We start from the raw sequence: 21,426 nt of genomic DNA on the forward strand, positions 1-21,426 counted from the left end.
TGCTTCCTTTTCTAAGCGCTTCTTAGCATTTTATGCCCGTATTTTCAACAGGCAAATACCATCCTATTGCCTCTTAACGCCATCCACTACGATAGATGTCGATTGCCCGGCAGTCTTAACAGCCCCGGTTCCGGCACCGCTGGTCGTCGTTAGTTTCGTATCACTGGAGCCCTTCAGGTAATAGCGGTACCCAGGCTGTTCATCCATATAATAAGTGCCCGCCGGAATCTCCTTGGTATTCACGATCTCGGAAGCATAAAACCGGTGCTGATACATAATGGCTTTAGTTGCTTCCTTGTTGTTGGGATATAGTGTTAAATAACTATCAATGATGACAGGAGAATTGGATGCATTGAACAGCGCATACTCCGCCTTGCGTCTCTCCTTGGTGTATTTTACTTTTAATTCAGTAAAACGTAGCGCCGTATCAGGAATATTGGTGACCAGGTTGCTGGGCAGGTGTACCGGGGAGCTGATTATCGAAGCATGTGGCGGAATGAATTCCACGTCTTTCGGTAGCTTCAGCGTCCCATAGATCTCACTGTAATGAGTGCGGTTGCTGTTATAGCCGTTCGGATTAATACTATTCATATAGCTGCTGTCGTAAGTGTCGGCATGGCCGGTGAAACGGGCGGTATTGCCGGAATAAGCAATGGTGGCACCGTTATATACCATGGCCGATCGCTGCCAGTCTATCACAAGGGGTTCATCCAGCTTGTTCACAATCTCGATCGTTAAAGGAGGCGCATAGGTATCCCCCAGGAAATAAGTGATCTTTACAGAGTCGTTTTCCATGGTAAACCCGCGCCGTTCTTTGTTAACAGTCATATTCGTGCTTTGAAGTGTTGTTAACTGGTAAACCGAACACGAGCTAAACAAGAACAATGCTGGCAATAACAGATACTGCCGCCGTAAATAAATTGGCTTTGCAGGAAAGGGTAATAACGAAAGAAAGCTGTATCCGGCTTGGAATACAGCTTCCTGAAAATTGTGTAATGCTTTTTTCATAATGGTCATTTAACAGCAACAAGGTATTACTGTTTTTAAATGACTCAAATAGCAATAAAAGCTTTTGGCGTAGCTTTAACCTTACAATTTGTTAATCCACCGAAGGAGGCATTAGCTTGTAAACAACAGGCGTCACTATCCTCGATAACAAGGTGGAACTGATCAAACCTCCGATCATAACAATGGCCAGTGGCGATATCAGCGGGTTGCTCGATAACGCAATAGGTAACAGTCCTCCGATAGCCGTAAAAGTGGTAAGTATGATCGGCAGAAAGCGCGTTTCCCCCGCCTGTTCTATCGCCTCGTCTAAAGCCATTCCTTCACGCCTTAACTGGTTGGTGAAGTCTACAAGTAGTATCGTGTTCTTAACTTCTATACCAGCCAGCGCTACGATACCTATGGTCGCAACAAACGACATCGAGTTGCCTGTGGCAAGTAAAGCCAGCACAGCCCCCACAATACCCAATGGTATCACCGACAATACAATAAGTGTGCTTTTGAATGTCTTGAACTCAAGTATCAGGATGGCTATGAACATAAACAAAGTGACGAGTATGATGCTGCCGAAGCCCCCGAACGACTGGTTTCGGCTTTCTATCTCACCACCCATAGCATAGGTATAACCCGCCGGTAACTTCATCTTGTCCATCTGCTTCACTACGTCCTGTATCACCCTGTCATTGAGATATCCTTTCTGTACAAAAGAATTCACCGATACCGTACGTGTCTTGTTATAGTGATTGATCTTCAACGGCGAGGTCTCCATCTGTAAGGTCGCTAATTGCGATAAAGGAACCGATTGCCCCGTAACACTATTGACGTATAGATTATTGAAAATCGACAGGTCTGGATAAGCCGGGCGCGGTGTCGTTAATAATATGGTGTAATCATCCCCCTTCGTATCAGGATTGGTGAAGGTGCCTACCGGTAAACCGGCAATAGCCATCCGTACCGTTCGCCCGATATTTACCGTAGGTACTCCTAACATCAACGCCTTGTCTTTATTGGTCGTAACCCTGATGTCGGTTTTTAAATTCCTGACAGGATTATTTACATACAAAGTACCCTCTGTTTTTTTAAGCATGTTTTCTACCCTTTCCGCCAGCATCCGTAACGTATCCAGGTCGTCGCCCTGCAAGCGAACCTCTACCGGCGAAATAATGGGCTCTCCCTGCTCAAAGTTCTTCACCTCCACCTTGGCGCCCGGATAAGGCGTCCATTTGCTTCTTAGCTGCTCTATGATCTCCAGCTTTCTCGAAGGTTTGGTGTCGGGATATAACTGTACAAACAGCTCGGCAAAATCGCTCTTTTCGTTTTGCTGTAACACATTGTAATAGATCCGCGGATTACCCTTGCCCACATTCGTTGCAAAATACTGGATCTCCGGTACCTGTTTTAGTTCCTTTTCTATCTGCCTTGAAATGGAATCGGTATAGTAAAGATTCGATTGCAGCGGTGCCGATATATTTACCAGGAACTGTGGCTTCTCCGATGCAGGAAATAAACTAAAGCCTACCACTTTTATCAGTCCCAGCGATCCAACGAATATCACCACGGCAATTATAATAGTAACTACAGGCCGCTGTAATGCTTTCTCTAAAAGCTTCGCATAACTGCCGTGGATTATTTTCTGTAAGCCACGTAAGAAAATGTTGCCTGCTGCATGTGCATGTGGTTTCAGCAGATGACTGGAAAGAAAAGGTACCACCGTAAGCGCAACAATAAGCGATGCAAGTACCGAACATATCACCGCAATAGGTAAGCTGCGGATGAAATCGCCGGAAGCTTCAGGCATAAACATCAGTGGCATAAAAGCTATGATCAGCGTTGCCGTACAGCCTAACACCGCCATGCCTATCTGTTGCGTAGCTTTAAGTGTTGCATCCAGTCTGCTATGTCCTTCACGCATCCAGCGCTCTATGTTTTCCACTACCACAATACTGTCGTCAACCAGCAACCCAAGTGCTACCACCAGCCCTACAATACTCAATTGATTGAGTGTATAGCCCAGCAGGTTGATCATGACAATACCTATGGCCAGCGATAACGGAATAGAGATCATCACCACAAGCGAAGCCCTGATACCCAATGGCAGCAACGTCAATAACACCAGGAAGATCGCGATCAGGAAATCCTCTCCAAGCCCGCCCAAACGATGGTTCACATTATCTGCCTGGTCAAAATGTAACTGCAGGTCTATATTCTTGGGTAGTGTCTTCCTGTACGCCTCTAATACCGGTAAATACTGCTTCTGAACCTTGGTGATATTTTCTCCCGGCTTCTGCGCCGCAACTACAAATACACAGCGATGCCCGTTAAGCCTTGTCAGACTTTTCTCCGATCCATAATCGAAATAAACATTCGCTACATCTTTAAGGATGATGTTTTTACCATTACTGCTCGTGATAACAGTACGCTGTATATCATCTATGCTTTGATAGTTGCCGTTCGTTTTTATATTGAATGACTTGCTGCCTTCATTAACACTCCCCCCGGGAATATTGGCAATCTCACTCTGTAAGGCATTCGCCACCTGTGTAACCGGCAGGCGTAGCAATGCCAGCTTCTCCAGCTGCAGATCAACACGGATGATCTGGTCCGATAACCCTTCTATCTCTATATTCTTAAGAGCAGGTATTTTCTCCAAAGCATCCTGCAGGTCTTCAGCAGCCTTCCTGAGTTTGTCCTTGGGTGCGTTGTCCGATACCAGCGCCATCTGTAGAATATTTACATTCGATGGATCTGCTTTCTGTACCTCAATGCTATAAATGTCCTGTGGTAACTCCCCCCTGATCGCTCCTGTTTCACGTATCAGCTCCTGGTATTTCGATTCTACATCAACACTGTATTTATACTCCACCAGTAACACCGCCAGCCCGTCACCGATCGATGTCTTGATCCGCTTTATATTATCAAGGCTGTGAATACGCTTTTCCAATGGTTTCACCACCAGGTCCTCCATATCCTTCGGACTGGTGCCGGGATACACCACTACTACAGGGAAATTAGGTGCATTCATGTCCGGGTCCTCCGAACGTGGCATGTTAAGTATAGTGGTAACACCTAAGGCCACAACCATCAGCACCATGATCAGGGTGAACTGGTAGTTCTTTACTGCATACGCTGATATCTTCATGGCTTACCTGTATTTTGTATCGTAATAGGTGATTTGTCATCCAGGTAAGCATTACCCGAAACGATCAGCGATTGCGCATGTTCCAGTCCCCCGGTTACCAGTACTGCTCCATTTTCTACGCTGCCCAGCGTTACCTTTACCTTGGTGGCTGTTTTATTGTCATTGGTGATAAACACATAACCCTCATGCTGGTCGCCGTCAAGCAAAGCATCGTAAGGAATACGCCATGCATTAACCGCACGTGAAGGTGTAATAGTGGCCTTGCCAAAAAGTCCCGACGCAAGTATCTTCGGCTGATCCTGGAGTTTTAGTTGTATCACAAATGTGCCGCTGGCATCTATGCCCTCCGGCTTCTTAAATACAACAGCATTGATCGTAGTACCCGGCAAAGCATCGGTTGCAACAACAGCTTTATCGCCTACCTGTATCGCCGCCCATTGCTGATCGCTTACACCTGCCTTTAAAAGCCAGCTTCCTTTGCCCGCACCATTGATCATTACCACAGGAGTACCGGGACCAACTACCTGCCCTTCATTCGCATACTTGCGTAATACATACCCGTCCGAAGTAGCCCTTATCTCTGAGTAACCCTGGTTGAACTTTACAGCATTTTGCTGCTGACGCGCTATGTCCAGCGCCGTCTGTGCATTCTGCATCTGCTCCAGCGTAGCTACACTGTCTTTGTATAGATTCCGCGCCCGCTCATAATCACGCTGTGCCTTCTGTAGCGCCAGATCCGACTGGCTAACCTGTGCATTGATCTCGGTTAAATGCAGGCTGGCTATAAGCTGACCTCTCCTTACCGCATCTCCCTCCTGTACATAAATACGGCTGATGATACCACCATTCTTAAATGATAAATTAGTCTCATCATCAGTCGTAAACTGCCCCGAAGCATATATAGGCTGCCGCGTCGCTTCCTGCGATAACGACATTACCTGCACAGGAATAATATCCGTCTGTATCTTGCTGTGCTTGGCCTCTTTGTTATGACAGGCGCCTGCCAATAGCAGAAAACCTAATGGAATGAAATGTATTTTCATAAATGACTTTATTTGTTGTTAATAGGGTAGGAGGCGGTTTCTCTCTCAAGGTTAGTAACGGCAATAAGCACTTTATATTTATTGATCGTAGCCGAAAGCTGCGCCGATGTAAGATGCGTGCGGGCATCCACTGTTTCTATAAAGGTGTTCGTTCCTGCTTTATAACCTTTGTCTATAAGCCTGAAATAACTGCTCGCTGCTTCCAGTTGCTTTAAAGAACTCTGATAACTATGTAAGGCCGCCGTGAGATTATTGCGTGCTACATTGATGCTTAACTCCAGCTGCTGCTTTACATGGCTGAGATTGAGCTGCGCATTCCTTACATCCAGTTCCGACTGTTTTATCTTATAGGTGTTACGGTTGCCGCTGAATATCGGAAAGCTTAATTGCAACCCCGCCATATAATAACGCGATTGCCCGTTGAACTTCCAGTTCTGCGCCTGTGAACCTAAGTCCAGGAAGCCATTAAGTTTAGGTACATTAAACCTGCGGTTCATCTTTACCACAGTCTCGTTAAGTCCAATCACCTGCTGTAACGATTTTAACTCCTCTCTGCTTTCAACACCGTTGGTCGCTTCGGTCAACGCTTTCACTTCATCGATACCACTGGTATCGATAGAAGCCTGCGCATCCCTGTTTAACAGCGAATTAAAATAGAGCCTCGCATTTTCTGCCTGCTGCTGCGCACCGGTGATCTGGGCATTGATGCTCTCAACCTCGCTGGTTGCCCTTAATATGTAGGCTGGCAATCCTTTGCCATTCTCAAGCAGCTTTTCATTTACCCGGCGGCTCTCCTGCGCTAACTGAAGCGTCGACTCATAAATATGTATCGCCTGTAAGGAAGAAAGATAATTGTAATAAGCTGTTTTTATACTTTTTACCAGCTCCCGTTTGTATAACTCCACCTCATAACCTTGCAGAGTGACCTGCTGCTCCTGTATCTTCTTATTATATCCTATATCACTGTTGATAATGGGTACAGATGTGCGGACCTTCCCATCATAAAAATTCTGTGGCAGGAAATTGATCTGCTGGTTTTCTAAATGCGGAAAATTGTTCGAAGAGGTGAGTTGGTTTAATGTGCCATAAACGCCATTTAACAGATCTCCCAGCGGTAAAGGAATGTCGCGCCCTCCATCCGCTGTGGTGTAATCAAACATAAAAGCAACAGTGGGTAAATAAAGGCTCTTGGCGCTTTGTAGTCCGTATAACGCCTTCGCCAGTGAAATGCTTTTTTGTTGTAACACCAGGTTTTTGGCAAATCCCTCCTGTATATAACGGTCCAGGGTGCTGTCCTGCGCCTTTAATACGGCAGTACCCGCCGGCATAAAAAATAAAAGCAATGAAAAAAATGGTTTCATCAGCAGGTATTTAAAATAATGATCATTTGTTAACAGTGTTAATTAGAAAGGACGCTTATTGGGTACTCTCTATCAGCCGTACAAACGCCTGGAAGGTATCTTCCATTAGCGTCCCAGGATCGGGCAACTGACTTTTATTAGTGGCAATCTGATCCAGGTGCCCTACTATTTTCATAGTACATAACCCATGCATAAATGCCCATATCACCATCACCATTTGTATCGGCTCGTAATTCTTGAAATAACCTTCCGCCATACAAGCTTCTACCGATTGTAATAAAGCATAGAACGCAGTGGACCCCTCCATCCATTCTTCATTTTGGCAATAGTTGGCCAGGTAATCGACCGGCTCTCGCATAATGAACATAACTTCATAGAAATCACTATGTTCCATGGCAAATTGCATGTAAATACGCCCCATCGCCTTTAAGCGCTCAAACGGATGCTCAACCATCGCCAATACACTAAACCGGCTGTTGAGCAGCGCAAAACCCTCGGTATGAAGTGCATGTATGATCTCACTCTTGTCTTTATAATACAGGTATATGGTCGTTGGACTATAACCTATCGCCGATGCGATCTTCCGGATAGAGGTAGCCTCAAATCCTTCTTGTTTAAAAACCACTTTGGCGGCATCCAATATCTGCTTGCGCAGATCTTCTTTTGGGCGTTCTTTTCTATTCTTGGGTACCATCATGCTGCAAACATACTTAACAGTGTTAATATTTTGCTTGTGAAACTGGAAAAAATTGGATGAACGGTAAATGCAGGTGGTAAATGTTGGTAGGCCAGGCCGTACTAAAGCCGCCTTAAAGCCGCTTACGAACCGCCTTCATCGGCAATTCTCGAAGGAGACTCGAATGTCCGCCGGAATGGGCTCCTTTGCCCAGGCGTAATGTATAGAAAAGTTAAGCTGGAATAAACACTGTCAACATGCCAAATAGCTATACTTGCCGGTTATTTATCTTTTATGATGTTTTGCAGGCGCTGCTCCAGCCTGTAACGGAGAGCATAGTCGGTAGGGTAAGCAACAGATAAAGGTTGATTCACCTGCTTCTCTATCAGGTAGCTGCTTACCTGCTCGTGCTCACGCTGCTCCATAAAATGTAACAATACATCTACCTCTTCGGGAGTACATTCATTGGATAAATACTTCCTGAAAAGGGAAGGAATAATTTCGGGATAATTCATATCTATCCGCTTTAGAGATTTTTACAAAAGCAACTGAAAGCAAGTCCTAACAGCACTTCTTCATGCTCCTCAAGGTACTTGCGAAGCGCGTTTCTTGCCTGGGTCATGTGATCCTTAACTGTCGCAAGCGATATCGATAACAGTACGCTTGCTTCTTTATAAGAACAACCTTCAATTTTACATAACTCAAACACGCGGCGGCGCTGCGGACTGAGATGGGCAATTGCTTTCTGAAGAATACCGGCATTCTCACGGTATAATAAAGCTTCCTCAATATGACTATAGGTCTCAGAAGCAGTGCTCCTGATCCGGTCATACAACTGTTGATCACGCGTAGCTGTAGCAAAAAAATCATAAACCCTGTTTCGGCCGGCAGTAAATAAATAACCGCCAAAACTATGATCGATCTCCAGCTGCTCCCGCTTATGCCATATGCGCGCAAATATATCCTGCACCAGCTCCTCGGCTGTAAAGGAATCTTTAACTAACGCTAGTATGTTATAATATAAGCGCTCACTATATTGGTGATATAGTTCCGTGAAGGCTATAGTACAGCCGCCTTTTAGCTGCAGCACAAGCGATTTCTCGCTCTGGCTCTTATATGGGATGCCGGCAGTCACTAGAAATGGATATTGGATGTTAGATTATGCAATATAAGAAAAACAAAATATATTCCAATATCCCCCGGAATCAGGGAATTTTTAATCATGGTTGGTCCTTGGCTTGACGACAAACAGTCATTTATATGACTTTGCTCATTTTCTCCTCTTCCGCGCGCAACTATTTTTGTGTCATCAAAACAACATCACAAACCCAGGTTGTTTCATTTCTACAATATAAGTTTAAATAAACGTATATGACTGACATTTCCAGGATCAGGAGACCAGAACTGAAGGATAAAGTAATGAGTGCCGATGAGGCCGCTTTATTGTTCAAAAACAAGATGATCGTAGGTTCCAGCGGTTTCACCAAAGCAGGCGACAGCAAAGTAGTGCTGAAAGCCCTTGCTGCCCGCGCTAAACAGGAAGAGCTTAAAGTTACCCTCATTACAGGCGCCTCTCTGGGTCACGGCACCGATGCCGCCCTTACAGAAGCAGGTGCGTTAAGTAAAAGAATGCCTTTCCAGGTCGATAGGGTGCTCCGCGACCATATCAATAAAGGAGATGTCTTATTCCAGGACCAGCACCTCAGCGAAACCGCTGAACTCGTACACGGTTATATCGGTGAAATCGATATGGCTGTTATCGAAGTAACCTATATCGAAGAAGATGGAAGCATCGTTCCTACCACTTCTGTAGGTAACTCCGTTACTTTCGCTAAACTGGCGAAAAAAGTAATTCTCGAAATCAATACCGCTATATCTCCCGATATCTACGGTATCCACGATATCTTCCTGCCCGAAAATTACCCGCTGAGAAATAGTATTCCTATTATCTCTCCCGATGTTCGCGTTGGTAGAAAATCTATTCCGCTCGATCCGGAAAAAATTGCCGGTATCGTATTTACCAGCATCACAGACGCTCCTGCAGATATCGCTGCTCCCGATAAAAAAACGATCGCTATCGCAGAACACCTGATCCACTTCTTCGAAAACGAAGTAAAAGCAGGCCGTTTAACCGATCGCTTGCTGCCGCTTCAGGCTGGTATCGGTAAAGTTGCCAACGCAGTATTATTGGGACTTGGAAATGGTAATTTCCACGACCTCACCATGTACTCCGAAGTATTACAGGATAGCACATTCGATCTCTTCGATACAGGTAAACTGCGCTTCGCTTCCGCTTCTTCTATCACCGTTTCTGCAGAATGTTACAACCGCGTGTTTAACAATCTTGAGAAATACCGCGATAAAATGGTATTGCGTCCGCAAAATATCAGTAACGCTGCAGGCATTATCCGCCGCTTAGGTATCATTGCCATCAACACAGCTATCGAATTCGATATCTATGGCAACGTAAACTCTACCCATATCGCTGGTACGCATATCATGAACGGTATCGGTGGCTCAGGTGACTTCGCACGTAACTCTTATCTCAGCATCTTCGTTACACAAGCTGCATCTAAAGAAGATAAGATCTCCCACCTGTTACCAATGGTGTCTCATGTAGACCATAACGAACACGACGTCGACGTTCTCGTAACCGACTTCGGTTTGGCTGATCTTCGTGGTCTCGCACCTCGCGAAAGAGCGCTCGTGATCATTAACAACTGTGCACACCCCGATTACAGGGAAGAATTACTGTCCTACTTTAACCGCGCTTGCGAATTAAGACAAGGACAAACTCCGCATATCCTCGAAGAAGCTTTCAGCTGGCATACCCGCCTCCGCGAAACTGGTACTATGAAACCAGCCGCTAAAGCGGAAGCAAAAGCACCAAAAGCCGAAGCTGAGGTTTGCGCTTAATATTGTAGATAAGTATGATTTCTATAGAGTAAGAAAAAGGCCATTTCTATGGCCTTTTTGCTTTCCCCCCCCTTCCAGCCTCCATTCCCTCTTTTCCGTCCCTCGACATTTAATGTTCTCACTCCAACGTATTTTTGCTGCCAATTCAGTTTCAAATGCGTTTAACAACCGATAATACGTTCAGGAAGCTTATCATTATAGGCGATAGAGTGCTTATTAAACCCGCAGAAACCAGCCAGAGAACCCCCAGCGGCCTCTACCTGCCTCCGGGCGTTCAGGAGCGCGAAAAAGTGCAGCAGGGGTATGTTATTAAAACAGGCCCCGGTTATGCTATTCCTGCCCCCGTAGAAGAAGAATCCTGGAAAGGTGCCGAAGACGAAGTGAAATATATTCCCCTCCAGGTAAAAGAGGGCGACCTGGCAATTTTCCTGCTCAGCGGTGCTACCGAAGTCATGTACGAGAACGAAAAATACTATATCGTGCCCCAAAGCGCTATCCTGATGCTCGAACGGGAAGAAGAACTGTAGTGCCTGCCAACGATGCCGGTAATATCCGGCAGAACTGTGATCCGTTCATTATATTTAACCAACATATTAAGAAAGACGTCCGTAAACCCAGTACATATGAAAGATTTATCCAGGATCAGAAGAGCAGGCTTGGAACAAAAAGTAATGACTGCCGATGAAGCAGCGCTCTTGTTCAGCCACCAGATGGTAGTAGGCGCCAGCGGTTTCACGAAAGCAGGCGATAGTAAGGAAGTGCTCAAGGCGCTCGCCCGCAGGGCTAAAAATGAAACCTTGCAGGTGACGCTTATTACAGGAGCCTCACTCGGTCATGATACCGATGCGCGACTCGCCGAAGCCAATGCGCTCTATAAAAGAATGCCCTTCCAGGTCGATAGGGTGCTTAGAGAAAAGATCAATAAGGGCAACATCCTCTTTACCGATCAGCACCTTAGCGAAACGGCGGAGCTCATCCACGGTTATCTTCCCTATATCGACCTTGCAGTGATAGAAGCTGCATACATCGAAGAAGATGGCAGCATCGTGCCTACCACCTCAGTTGGTAACTCTGTCTCCTTTGCCGCCACCGCAAAAAAAGTGATCATTGAAATCAATACGGCTGTCCCATGTGAAATCTACGGCCTGCACGATATCTTCCTCCAGGAAAACTATCCCCACCGGAACTTTATTCCCATCATCTCCGCTGAAGTGCGCGTTGGAAGAAAATCCATAGCCCTGGACCCGGAAAAAATAGCCGCTATCGTCTTTACGCATCAGACAGATAGCCCCGCCGATATAGCCCCGCCCGATGCAAAAACAACAGCCATCGCAGCGCATCTCATCAACTTCTTTGAAAATGAAGTGAAAACAGGCCGCCTTACCGATCGGCTGCTGCCGTTGCAGGCCGGTATAGGTAAAGTAGCGAATGCTGTTCTCGCAGGCCTGGAAAAAGGCAATTTCTACGACCTTAGCATGTATTCTGAAGTGCTCCAGGATAGCACTTTCGACCTCATCGACTCCGGGAAACTGCGCTTCGCCTCCGCTTCCTCTATCACTGTCTCCGAAAGCTGTTACAAGAGGATCTTCGATAACCTCGATACTTATCGCGAAAAAATTGTCCTGCGACCCCAGAATATCAGTAACGCACCAGGCCTCATCAGGCGCCTGGGCATCATTGCGATCAACACGGCTATCGAATTCGATATCTATGGCAACGTAAACTCTACTCATATCGCGGGAACGCATATTATGAACGGCATTGGCGGCTCCGGCGACTTTGCCCGTAACGCCTACCTCAGCATTTTCGTAACACAGGCAGCTTCTAAGGAAGACAAGATCTCGCACCTGCTCCCAATGGTATCACACGTCGATCATAATGAACATGATGTCGATGTGCTGGTCACCGATTTTGGCCTGGCCGATCTGAGAGGCCTTGCCCCCAGGGAACGCGCCCTGCTCATTATCAATAACTGCGCACACCCCGATTATAAGCAGGAGCTCCTGTCTTATTTTGAAAGAGCCTGCGAGTTACGCCAAGGACAAACCCCGCATATCCTCGAAGAAGCCTTTAGCTGGCATACCCGCCTCCGCGAAACAGGTACCATGAAACGGATATAATAAGGGTTATTGTTGTAATATTTTATGACAGTTGTCAGGTTATAAGCTGATACTGGTTATAGGAAAAACCGGCGTTGTTAAGCATCTTTGGTTCAATTAAATCTGACGATATGAACTTGCTTGCCAACGTCGGTTATAACGATGCAGGGAGAATATCCCTTTCCTATTACTTTACAGACCCGGATCATGCCTTAATTACCCTAACTGTATTGATTGCAGGTGTATTACTGGTATCCCGTTATAAAAGTCCGCACAGACATTGATTATGACCTGTTATTGCTATTACACAATTTAAACCAATAGGTATGTGTGCCGCATATGCGAACAGAGATGTTATGGCTATGGTGGAAGCATCTCTGAAAAAAACAACCCACCCCGCAGAATATAACCGCGACTTCTTCGAAAGCCGCAATGTTCTTGCAGTGAATATCACAGGAACACCAGGATCCGGGAAAACAACCCTGCTGGAACGTACTTTCTCCGAAATGAAAGACTACCTGGATTTCTACGCCCTCGAAGCCGATCAGAAAACAACCATCGATTCCAACCGCATTCATGCTACCGGAACCAGCGTTATTCAGATAAACACCGGCAAAACGCCTCATCTCGAAGCCTTTATGGTTGCCAATGCACTTCAGGCAATGATGCCCGCCGAAAACAGTGTGCTGTTGATGGAAAACGTTGGCGGACTTACCAGCCCCGCTGCTATCGACCTCGGCGAAAAAGAACGGGTGGTGGTGATGAGCGTTACCGAAGGCGATGAAAAACCGCTTAAATACCCGGCTATCTTTCGCGCTGCTACACTGTGCATCATCAATAAAACAGACCTGCTTCCCCACGTTTCGTTTAACCTCGAAAAAGCAAAGGACAACGCCAAAAGGATCAACCCAGGCTTACAGGTCATCTGCCTCAGTTGTTTCGACGGCGAAGGGCTCGAGCTATGGTACGATTGGCTCCAGTCGCGAATACTTTGATACTATCCCTTACATCTAAATCGGAAACGGTAAATAGTTATTCTCCGGCCATGACGCCAGGGATCGAATATTCTCTTACATAGTCCCTTGGCGATTTGCCCGTGACGGTTTTAAATACACGGTTAAAATTGGTGATGCTGTTAAAACCACAATGATAGGCTACTGTTGATATACTGTCATAAGAACCATCCGAGAGTTTCTTACAAGCCTCGTTAATGCGTACCTCATTAAGGAAGGATACAAATGTGAGCCGGGTATGTTTCTTGAAATAACGGCAAAATGCCTGAGGGGTCATATGTGCATGTTTGGCAATATCCTCCAGCATAATGTCCGTATCGTAATGCTGCATAATATAGTTGTAGATCTCTCCGATCCTTATGCCCTCATGGTCACTTACCGAAGCAAGCGTAGAGCCCGAAACAAGGGGGTGCAAATCGTGCGCAGACTGTAATAATTTCAGCAGATCAATAAAATGAATGAACTGATCAGTTGCCTTGCTCTGCTGTATTCTTAACATCCGGCTGGCAACTTCTGCTACAAGCGAATCAGGCAGCTTAAACCCGCTTTGAAACTTACGGATGAATTGCTTGATGTTCTTTAATTCTACCAGGTCAAACAAGGGTGCTAGTTTACCGTTGGGATTGAAGAAGATAGTTAATGCCTGGATACTCTTCTTGCTCTTCGGAACAAAATAGGTCTGGTCACTTTTGAATAAATGCGGCTGGTCTGCACCCAGCCAGAAGATTTCGTTCGACCAGAAGCTATGCATGTTGTTTTCTGCTATTAAAGTCCCTTCTCCTTTTTGCACCCAGGTGAGCTGGATCTCTTCATGACGATGAAGATGTGGATAGAAATGCGGAAGGTTCTCTTTTTGAACTATAATGGTCTTATCATGAGATACAGGTATAGTAAACTGAAGAACTTTCATAGAACAGTTTTTTGTTTGGCGATAGACAATGAATGCAATAAGCAAAAATTATCCCATAAAACGGGATCTGATTTAATATCGGTTAAAATATGAAAGTAAATTACTAAGAATTGCCCATTGTCAGAAAAGGGGCGCCGCTATTTTTGAAAAAAAAAGATATGAGTATACAATGGAAAGGCGTGTTTCCAGCAGTGACCACCAAGTTTACCCCCGATGGCAAAATTGATCTCGAAGGCTTTAGCAAAAATATCCGGGCACAGGTCGATGCAGGAGTGAATGGCATTGTATTAGGCGGTAGTTTAGGTGAAGCGAGCGTATTATCTGTAGCAGAAAAAGAAACCCTGGTAAAAACAACTATTGAAGTAACCGGGAACAAGATCCCCGTAGTATTGAACATCGCGGAAAGTATTACAGCCGAAGCCATCAGTCTGGCTGAAGCTGCTTCTCAATGGGGGGCAAAAGGATTGATGCTCCTGCCGCCCATGCGTTATAAAGCAGATGAAAGGGAAACTGTGGTATTCTTTAAATCTATAGCAGCGTCGACCGACCTGCCTATCATGATCTATAATAATCCTGTCGACTATAAAATTGAAGTTACCCTCGATATGTTCGAAGAACTGATCGGGATGAAAAATATCCAGGCGGTGAAAGAATCTACGAGAGACGTTACAAACGTTACCCGTATTAAAAACCGTTTTGGAGACAGAATCAAGATACTATGTGGTGTCGATACCATTTCCATGGAAGAATTGTTACTGGGCGCCGATGGCTGGGTAGCAGGACTGGTATGTGCTTTCCCGCGCGAAACAGTTGCCATCTACAGGCTGGTAAAAGCAGGTCTTATCGAAGAGGCTACTGCAATCTACCGCTGGTTTATGCCGCTGCTGGAACTCGACATTCATCCTAAACTGGTGCAGTATATTAAACTGGCCGAAGCGCAGGCTGGCATGGGCTCCGAACATGTGCGCGCACCACGTTTAACTTTAATAGGAGAAGAACGCACACGCATTCTTAATATCATTGATACTGCATTGGCAAACAGACCTGAATTGCCGGACTATTTATCCCTTCCCTTAGAGAAGAAGGCAGCTTTGACAGCAATTTAATATAACTTCAGACAAAAGGCGGTAGTATGGTAACAACAATGAACGAAGAGATGACAGCAGTAGATTCGGTAATGAAACAGGCACAGCAGGCTTACGATGTCTACGGCGCATTGAGTGGTGCCGAAAAGGCTGCGTTTCTCGATGCCATAGCAGCAGCAATAGAGGCCAGGCGCGAAGCGCTGGTAACTATTGCGGGCAAAGAAACGAACTTGCCGCCGGCCCGCCTTAACGGCGAGCTGTCGCGCACTACCGGGCAACTGAAATTGTTCGGCCAGCTTCTCAGGGAAGGCAGCTGGGTGGAGGCTGCGATAGATACCGCCAACGCTACCCGCACTCCCGCAAGGCCCGATATCCGCAAAATGCTGGTGCCATTAGGACCTGTCGTGGTATTCGGTGCCAGCAACTTCCCCTTTGCATTCTCTACTGCCGGCGGCGATACGGCCAGCGCACTGGCGGCAGGCTGCCCTGTAATACTGAAAGCTCATAGCGCACACGCCGCAACATCGGCAATGGTATTCGAAGCAATCACCGAAGCTATTGAAACAACAGGTGTACCAGAATTTACCGTTCAGCATGTGATGGGCAGAGGTAATACTGTTGGTAAAGCATTGGTACAACACCCGCTTACAACTGCAGTAGGCTTCACCGGATCTTTCAGCGGAGGTAAGGCATTGTGTAACTATTCTAATGAAAGAGAAAAACCAGTCCCCGTTTTTGCCGAGATGAGCAGCATCAACCCGGTTGTATTTTTTCCGGATACGCTGGAAAAAAATACAGCTGAGCTGGCTAAGCAATATGCCGCTTCCATCACATTGGGTATGGGCCAGTTTTGTACCAACCCCGGGTTGTTGCTGGCTATAGAGAGCGATGCACTCGAGCAGTTCATTCATTTGCTGGGCGCTGAAATTGCTGCAGTTGCGCCTCAGAAGATGCTGCATAAAGGTATCTGTGAATCATATAACGAGTTGCGTGAGGGCATGCTGACGCAGCAGGGACTGGAAGTGGTTGCCACTGCAGCGCAGGATGCGCACGATATGGAAGCGCTGCCTACGTTAGCCCGGGTAAAGGCAGCAGATTTCCTGGCCAATCCACATTTTTCTGAAGAAGTATTCGGGCCTTTTTCGCTGGTGATTACCTGCCAGTCGCGTGAGCAACTGAAACAGGTGCTGGCGAAGCTGAAGGGACAGTTAACGACTACTGTGATGGCAACGCCGGCAGATCTTGCCGAATATAAAGACGTGATAAAACTGCAGCAATCACTGGCTGGCAGAATCATGATCAACAATGTACCTACAGGTGTTGAAGTTTGTGCGGCTATGGTGCATGGCGGACCTTATCCGGCCACTACGGATGCGCGTTTCACTTCCGTTGGGTTGTCTTCTATTCAGCGTTGGGTTCGCCCGCTTTGTTTCCAGAATTTCCCGGATGAATTGTTACCTGATGAATTGAAACAAGATAACCCGCTATCTATCTGGCGTTTGGTAGATAATGAATGGAAACAATAAATAAATGGCATCGGGAGTTATTCAATGAAGACTCCCGATAGTCATGTGGCTTTATGGGCTGGCGCAATTTTTTGTAGCCCGGGTTATAATGAGAAAAACGGGTTACATTGTTAGCTTCTGCTGCTTGTTAATGATTGAATGTACGCGCTAAAACTGCTGTGAATGAAGAAAACTTTTTTTTGCATCGATGCACATACCTGTGGCAATCCTGTTCGCCTGGTTGCAGGCGGTGGTCCTGTATTAACGGGGGCGAACATGAGCGAAAAGCGCCAGCACTTTCTCAAAGAATACGACTGGATAAGAAAGGGGCTGATGTTCGAGCCCCGTGGTCATGATATGATGAGCGGTAGTATTCTTTATGCCCCTCATGATCCTTCCAACGATGTTGCAGTTTTATTTATTGAAACCAGTGGTTGCCTGCCTATGTGCGGGCATGGTACCATTGGCACTATCACCATTGCAGTAGAAGAGGGCCTGGTAGTTCCTAAAACACCGGGTATTATTCGTATGGAGGCTCCTGCCGGCCTTGTGGAGATCTCTTATAAACAGGAAGCCGGAAAGGTGAAAAGCGTGAAGCTCACCAATGTAGCGGCTTATCTTGCTGCTACGGAACTGACTGTGGAATGCCCGGGCCTCGGCGAACTGGTGTTCGATGTATCTTATGGAGGAAACTTTTATGCTATCGTTGATGTGCAGCCTCATTTTAAAGGACTGGAACACTATGCCGCCGATCAGCTTATTGCATGGGCCAGGGAAATAAGGAAAAGGATCAACGAAAAGTATCAGTTTGTTCATCCGGATAACCCCACTATCAATGGTTGTTCTCATGTGTTATGGACAGGAGCTGTTTTAGATCCTGCTTCTACGGCCCGTAATGCTGTGTTCTATGGGGATAAGGCGATAGACCGTTCGCCCTGCGGTACCGGTACTTCGGCAAGAATGGCGCAATGGTATGCAAAAGGCAAACTTAAAAAAGGCGATGTTTTTGTGCATGAAAGTATTATAGGTTCCAAATTCAACGGCACCATAGAAGAAGAAACCAACGTAAACGGCGTTCCCGCCATTCGTCCCGGCATTGAAGGCTGGGCGAGAATTTATGGTTATAATACTATTACAATTGATCCGGAAGACGACCCGTACGCCTATGGATTCCAGGTTATTTAATAGGTATTAAAACACTCAACATAAATCTATAAAGAATGAAGGCGATAATAATCGGAGGTGGCATCATTGGACTTAGTTCCGCCTGGTTCCTGAAAGCATCGGGCTGGGATGTTACAATCATCGATAAGGATGATTTTTCAGACAACTGTTCTTATGGTAATGCTGGTTATGTATGTCCAAGCCATTTTGTTCCCATGGCGGCGCCGGGGATTATACAGCAGGGACTGAAATGGATGCTGAATGCCAGGAGTCCTTTTTATGTAAAACCCCGTCTTGATTCCGGTTTGATAAACTGGGGGCTGAAATTCATGAAAAGCGCTACTGCCGCACATGTTGAAAAAAGTGCGGTTCCGTTAAGAGATATTGCTTTGCTTAGTAAATCGCTTTATGATTCCTGGGCGGCCGATCCTGAGTTTTCTTTTGCTTATGAAAGCAAGGGGCTGCTCGAAATGTTCCAGCTTCCCGAAAATGAAGCGCATGCACATCACACCGTAAAAGCGGCGGCTGAACTGGGTTTGGATGCGGCCGTTCTTTCTGCTGCGGAGGTGAGTGCCATGGAACCGCAAACCAAACTAAATATCAGGGGAGCCATTCATTTCAGGTGTGATGCACATTTGCATCCGGGTAAACTTATGCGCCAGCTGAATGAAAGGTTACGGGCTGCTAATGTTCAGTTCATCAAAAATGAGGAGGTTACCGGATTTGAAAAACTGGGCAGCAGTATTAAAACTGTTGTTACTAAAAATAACCGTTACCAGGCAGACCTGGTTGTTCTTGCTGCCGGATCGTGGAGCAGGGGAGTGGCTTCGCACCTGCAGGTGAAAATACCGATGGTAGGCGGACGCGGTTACTCAGTAACACTGGAAGATGCGGCTTACCAACTTAATTATCCTGCTATTCTTACAGAGGGCAGAGTGGCTATAACACCATTGGATGATAATAAGATCCGCTTCGGAGGGACTATGGAGATCACTTCACTTTCTGCTCCTCCCAATATGAACCGCGTAAAAGGAATCCTGGAATCGGTAAAACGTTTCCTGCCTGATTTCGATATTCCTTTCCCACAGGAAAAAGATGTCTGGTATGGTTACAGGCCTTGTTCAGCCGATGGCTTGCCTTATATAGGCCGCCTGAACAGCGCCAGGAACTGTATTGTGGCAACAGGGCATTCGATGCTTGGTTTAAGTCTTGGGCCTGCTACCGGAAAGCTGGTGAGTGAAATTGCAAACGAAGCTCCTGTTTCGATGAATATTACCGCTTTTACCCCGGAGCGTTTTTAAATTGCTTTTGTACCGGAACGTTTATTTAAAGAATAAAAATAACAACTGCTTATGCGTGTTGCGCTACTACTGGCTGCGGGTATTTTTGTTACCTGCCCTGGTCTTCATGCTCAATCTTCCTTAAAAGCCTGGCAGCCCGATGGTGCTGAAATTGCGAAACGTTATGCCGGGGCAAAATACATGGACAGCGCGGTAAAGGTGGGCATACTGAACAGAACGGTACAGCCTAACTGGATAAAGGATGGGACCGCTTTCTGGTATAAGAAAAGCCTGAAAGATTCCGCTGTGGAATATGTATATATCGATGCGGTAAAAGGCCGCCGCAAAACAATTACAAAAGAAGAAGCGGCTGCGTTGCCTTTCGATTCCGTGGCCGCTCCGCCGAGGAACAGGTGGAGAGGGCGTCGCAGTGCTTATGAGGAAGCGGCACCTGATAGTTCGTACAGCGCTTTTTTGCGTAATGGAAATTTATTTCTTAAAAAGATAAATGGAACGGAGGCGGATATTGCACTTACCAGCGATGGTTCCAACGAACAACCCTATGGCGCTTTTAGCTGGTCGCCTGACAGCCGTTACCTGGTGGCCTATCGTATCAAACCTGTAAAGGATTCGAGTGTGTACTATGTACTTACTTCTCAAACAGGTACCACCCGTGGGCAATTACGTTCACAAGAGTATAAACAACCGGGGGATCCGTTTACTTCTTACGAGATGTTCCTTTTTGAAGCCGCTACGCGCAAGCAAGTAAAAGTGAATACGGATATTATCGACTTTGGGTATCCTTCGGCACTGCAATGGCGTGGCAATAAACATTTCCTGTTTGAACGTACAGACCGTGGCCACCAGCGTTTCAGGGTGATTGAAGTGAATGTGGAAACGGCCCGGACGCGAAATGTGATAGAAGAACAGACGCCCACTTTTATTTATGAGCAACGTATCGTTACCCGGTACCTGTATGATAACAATTCTATTTTATGGGTAAGTGAAAAAGACGGGTGGCGCCGTATGTATATGGTAGATGTGGTGACAGGCAGCTGCAAACCTGTTAACCAGGGACAATGGGTGGTGCGTGAAGTGGATAGCGTGGATGAAAAGAAAAAAGAAATATGGTTTCGTGCCAGTGGTATGGATGCAACAGAAGATCCTTATCATATTCATTACTACCGTATAGGTATGGATGGAAAGAACCTGTTATCATTAACGCCCGAAGATGGAACACACCAAATGAGTTTTTCGAAAGACAAAAGGTTTTATATCGATAACTGGTCGCGGGTAAATACGGCTCCTGTAACGGTGTTGCGGCGTACAGCAGACGGTAAAAAGATCATGGACCTGGAGCAGGCGGATATCAGCGGGTTACTGGCTACCGGTTTACGTTTACCGGAGATCTTTCATGCGAAAGGGAGAGATGGCGTTACTGATATCTGGGGTATCGTATGCCGTCCATCCAACTTCGACTCAACAGTGAAATATCCTGTTATAGAAAATATCTATGCCGGTCCGCAGGACTCATTTGTACCCAAGAGCTTTATGGCTTACAGCGAAATGCAAAGTATGGCTGAACTGGGCTTTATTGTGGTGCAAATGGATGGCATGGGTACCGCCAATCGGTCAAAGGCTTTTCATGATATGTGCTGGCATAACCTTGCCGATGCGGGGTTTCCTGACCGTATTGCCTGGATAAAAGCGCTGGCCGCCAAATATCCTTACGTGGATGACAGCAGGGTGGGACTTTATGGTACATCTGCCGGCGGGCAAAATGCGATGGGCGGCCTGTTGTTTCATCCCGAATTCTATAGCGCTGCCGTAGCTGCCTGCGGTTGTCACGATAACCGTGTCGACAAGCAATGGTGGAACGAACAATGGATGGGATACCCTATCGGCAAACATTACGAGGAGCAATCGAATGTTACGAATGCAGCAAAACTGAAAGGAAATTTGCTGCTCATTGTTGGTGAAGCCGATACCAATGTGCCGCCGGAATCTACCTATCGTGTAGCAGACGCGCTCATAAAGGCCAATAAAACGTTTGATTTCCTGCCTGTGCCTGGCATGGGGCATAGTGACGGCGGGCCTTATGGAAGGGCTAAAAAAAGAGATTTCTTCGTCAAACATCTGCTGGGTGTTGATCCGCCGGACAGGAACAAGTAGGGCGTTTAGGCTCCCTCCTAAGCCAGCACAGGACAGCAATGAACAATATGAACAAATG

17 protein-coding genes are annotated in these 21,426 nt (G+C 46.3%); 9 read left to right on the forward strand and 8 right to left on the reverse strand.

Going from position 1 to position 21,426, the window contains the following annotated elements:
* Positions 1 to 63: 63 nt before the first annotated feature.
* The 7 genes from ESB13_RS00230 to ESB13_RS00260 all read right to left on the reverse strand — a co-directional run bounded on the left by ESB13_RS00230 (position 64) and on the right by ESB13_RS00260 (position 8,359).
* The gene (locus ESB13_RS00230; protein ID WP_129001043.1) at positions 64 to 828 is read right to left on the reverse strand and encodes a hypothetical protein; all 765 of its coding nucleotides are present in this window, start codon (positions 826 to 828) and stop codon (positions 64 to 66) included.
* Positions 829 to 1,099: 271 nt separating this feature from the next.
* Positions 1,100 to 4,144, reverse strand: coding sequence for an efflux RND transporter permease subunit (locus ESB13_RS00235; protein WP_129001044.1), 3,045 nt, complete (start codon positions 4,142 to 4,144; stop codon positions 1,100 to 1,102).
* On the reverse strand, positions 4,141 to 5,187 hold the full coding sequence (locus ESB13_RS00240) for an efflux RND transporter periplasmic adaptor subunit (protein ID WP_129001045.1): 1,047 nt from the start codon (positions 5,185 to 5,187) through the stop codon (positions 4,141 to 4,143). The genes ESB13_RS00235 and ESB13_RS00240 overlap by 4 nt, the downstream gene beginning before the upstream one ends.
* An 8-nt stretch (positions 5,188 to 5,195) precedes the next feature.
* A complete protein-coding gene (locus ESB13_RS00245; RefSeq protein WP_129001046.1) occupies positions 5,196 to 6,548 on the reverse strand; it encodes a TolC family protein in 1,353 nt (450 codons plus the stop codon).
* 55 nt (positions 6,549 to 6,603) lie between these two features.
* Entirely contained in the window at positions 6,604 to 7,245 is a 642-nt protein-coding gene (locus ESB13_RS00250) for a TetR/AcrR family transcriptional regulator (RefSeq protein WP_220399518.1), read from the reverse strand.
* Positions 7,246 to 7,505: 260 nt separating this feature from the next.
* On the reverse strand, positions 7,506 to 7,739 hold the full coding sequence (locus ESB13_RS00255) for a hypothetical protein (RefSeq protein ID WP_129001047.1): 234 nt from the start codon (positions 7,737 to 7,739) through the stop codon (positions 7,506 to 7,508).
* A gap of 11 nt (positions 7,740 to 7,750) precedes the next feature.
* Positions 7,751 to 8,359, reverse strand: coding sequence for an RNA polymerase sigma factor (locus ESB13_RS00260; RefSeq protein WP_164974055.1), 609 nt, complete (start codon positions 8,357 to 8,359; stop codon positions 7,751 to 7,753).
* Positions 8,360 to 8,595: 236 nt separating this feature from the next.
* Between ESB13_RS00260 and ESB13_RS00265 the strand changes: the two genes are divergently transcribed.
* From ESB13_RS00265 to hypB, 4 genes are all read left to right on the forward strand, one after another.
* Entirely contained in the window at positions 8,596 to 10,140 is a 1,545-nt protein-coding gene (locus ESB13_RS00265) for a succinate CoA transferase (RefSeq protein ID WP_129001049.1), read from the forward strand.
* 155 nt (positions 10,141 to 10,295) lie between these two features.
* Entirely contained in the window at positions 10,296 to 10,667 is a 372-nt protein-coding gene (locus tag ESB13_RS00270; protein WP_129001050.1) for a co-chaperone GroES, read from the forward strand.
* Between the two features lie 96 nt (positions 10,668 to 10,763).
* Positions 10,764 to 12,260: a succinate CoA transferase gene (locus tag ESB13_RS00275; RefSeq protein ID WP_129001051.1), complete on the forward strand. Its 1,497-nt coding sequence runs from the start codon at positions 10,764 to 10,766 to the stop codon at positions 12,258 to 12,260.
* A 305-nt stretch (positions 12,261 to 12,565) separates the two neighbouring features.
* Entirely contained in the window at positions 12,566 to 13,234 is a 669-nt protein-coding gene (hypB, locus tag ESB13_RS00280) for a hydrogenase nickel incorporation protein HypB (RefSeq protein ID WP_129001052.1), read from the forward strand.
* A 37-nt stretch (positions 13,235 to 13,271) separates the two neighbouring features.
* Here the strand turns inward: hypB and ESB13_RS00285 are convergent, their stop codons facing one another.
* Complete coding sequence (locus ESB13_RS00285) at positions 13,272 to 14,162, reverse strand: AraC family transcriptional regulator (protein WP_129001053.1); 891 nt, start codon at positions 14,160 to 14,162, stop codon at positions 13,272 to 13,274.
* A gap of 158 nt (positions 14,163 to 14,320) precedes the next feature.
* On the opposite strand from ESB13_RS00285, the gene ESB13_RS00290 reads away from it, so the two are divergent.
* The 5 genes from ESB13_RS00290 (at position 14,321) to ESB13_RS00310 (ending at position 21,368) form a co-directional block, all read left to right on the forward strand.
* The gene (locus ESB13_RS00290; protein ID WP_181955281.1) at positions 14,321 to 15,268 is read left to right on the forward strand and encodes a dihydrodipicolinate synthase family protein; all 948 of its coding nucleotides are present in this window, start codon (positions 14,321 to 14,323) and stop codon (positions 15,266 to 15,268) included.
* A 26-nt stretch (positions 15,269 to 15,294) separates the two neighbouring features.
* Entirely contained in the window at positions 15,295 to 16,773 is a 1,479-nt protein-coding gene (locus ESB13_RS00295; RefSeq protein WP_246022371.1) for an aldehyde dehydrogenase (NADP(+)), read from the forward strand.
* 162 nt (positions 16,774 to 16,935) lie between these two features.
* The gene (locus ESB13_RS00300) at positions 16,936 to 17,937 is read left to right on the forward strand and encodes a 4-hydroxyproline epimerase (protein WP_129001054.1); all 1,002 of its coding nucleotides are present in this window, start codon (positions 16,936 to 16,938) and stop codon (positions 17,935 to 17,937) included.
* Between the two features lie 35 nt (positions 17,938 to 17,972).
* Positions 17,973 to 19,217, forward strand: a complete 1,245-nt coding sequence (locus ESB13_RS00305) for an NAD(P)/FAD-dependent oxidoreductase (protein WP_129001055.1) — start codon at positions 17,973 to 17,975, stop codon at positions 19,215 to 19,217.
* A gap of 51 nt (positions 19,218 to 19,268) precedes the next feature.
* Positions 19,269 to 21,368 carry a S9 family peptidase gene (locus ESB13_RS00310; RefSeq protein ID WP_129001056.1) on the forward strand — a complete coding sequence of 700 codons (2,100 nt, stop codon included), beginning with the start codon at positions 19,269 to 19,271 and terminating at the stop codon, positions 21,366 to 21,368.
* Positions 21,369 to 21,426 lie beyond the last annotated feature (58 nt).

It is taken from the genome of Filimonas effusa (genome assembly GCF_004118675.1).
Taxonomy (GTDB): domain Bacteria; phylum Bacteroidota; class Bacteroidia; order Chitinophagales; family Chitinophagaceae; genus Filimonas; species Filimonas effusa.

Coding starts and splice junctions, on each gene's coding strand:
- ESB13_RS00290 (WP_181955281.1), top strand. CDS start 14,321: ATGAGTATACAATGGAAAGGCGTGTTTCCAGCAGTGACCACCAAGTTT.
- ESB13_RS00265 (WP_129001049.1), top strand. CDS start 8,596: ATGACTGACATTTCCAGGATCAGGAGACCAGAACTGAAGGATAAAGTA.
- ESB13_RS00310 (WP_129001056.1), top strand. CDS start 19,269: ATGCGTGTTGCGCTACTACTGGCTGCGGGTATTTTTGTTACCTGCCCT.
- ESB13_RS00285 (WP_129001053.1), bottom strand. CDS start 14,162: ATGAAAGTTCTTCAGTTTACTATACCTGTATCTCATGATAAGACCATT.
- ESB13_RS00305 (WP_129001055.1), top strand. CDS start 17,973: ATGAAGGCGATAATAATCGGAGGTGGCATCATTGGACTTAGTTCCGCC.
- ESB13_RS00240 (WP_129001045.1), bottom strand. CDS start 5,187: ATGAAAATACATTTCATTCCATTAGGTTTTCTGCTATTGGCAGGCGCC.
- ESB13_RS00245 (WP_129001046.1), bottom strand. CDS start 6,548: ATGAAACCATTTTTTTCATTGCTTTTATTTTTTATGCCGGCGGGTACT.
- ESB13_RS00270 (WP_129001050.1), top strand. CDS start 10,296: ATGCGTTTAACAACCGATAATACGTTCAGGAAGCTTATCATTATAGGC.
- ESB13_RS00300 (WP_129001054.1), top strand. CDS start 16,936: ATGAAGAAAACTTTTTTTTGCATCGATGCACATACCTGTGGCAATCCT.
- hypB (WP_129001052.1), top strand. CDS start 12,566: ATGTGTGCCGCATATGCGAACAGAGATGTTATGGCTATGGTGGAAGCA.
- ESB13_RS00275 (WP_129001051.1), top strand. CDS start 10,764: ATGAAAGATTTATCCAGGATCAGAAGAGCAGGCTTGGAACAAAAAGTA.
- ESB13_RS00235 (WP_129001044.1), bottom strand. CDS start 4,144: ATGAAGATATCAGCGTATGCAGTAAAGAACTACCAGTTCACCCTGATC.
- ESB13_RS00295 (WP_246022371.1), top strand. CDS start 15,295: ATGGTAACAACAATGAACGAAGAGATGACAGCAGTAGATTCGGTAATG.
- ESB13_RS00250 (WP_220399518.1), bottom strand. CDS start 7,245: ATGATGGTACCCAAGAATAGAAAAGAACGCCCAAAAGAAGATCTGCGC.
- ESB13_RS00255 (WP_129001047.1), bottom strand. CDS start 7,739: ATGAATTATCCCGAAATTATTCCTTCCCTTTTCAGGAAGTATTTATCC.
- ESB13_RS00230 (WP_129001043.1), bottom strand. CDS start 828: ATGACTGTTAACAAAGAACGGCGCGGGTTTACCATGGAAAACGACTCT.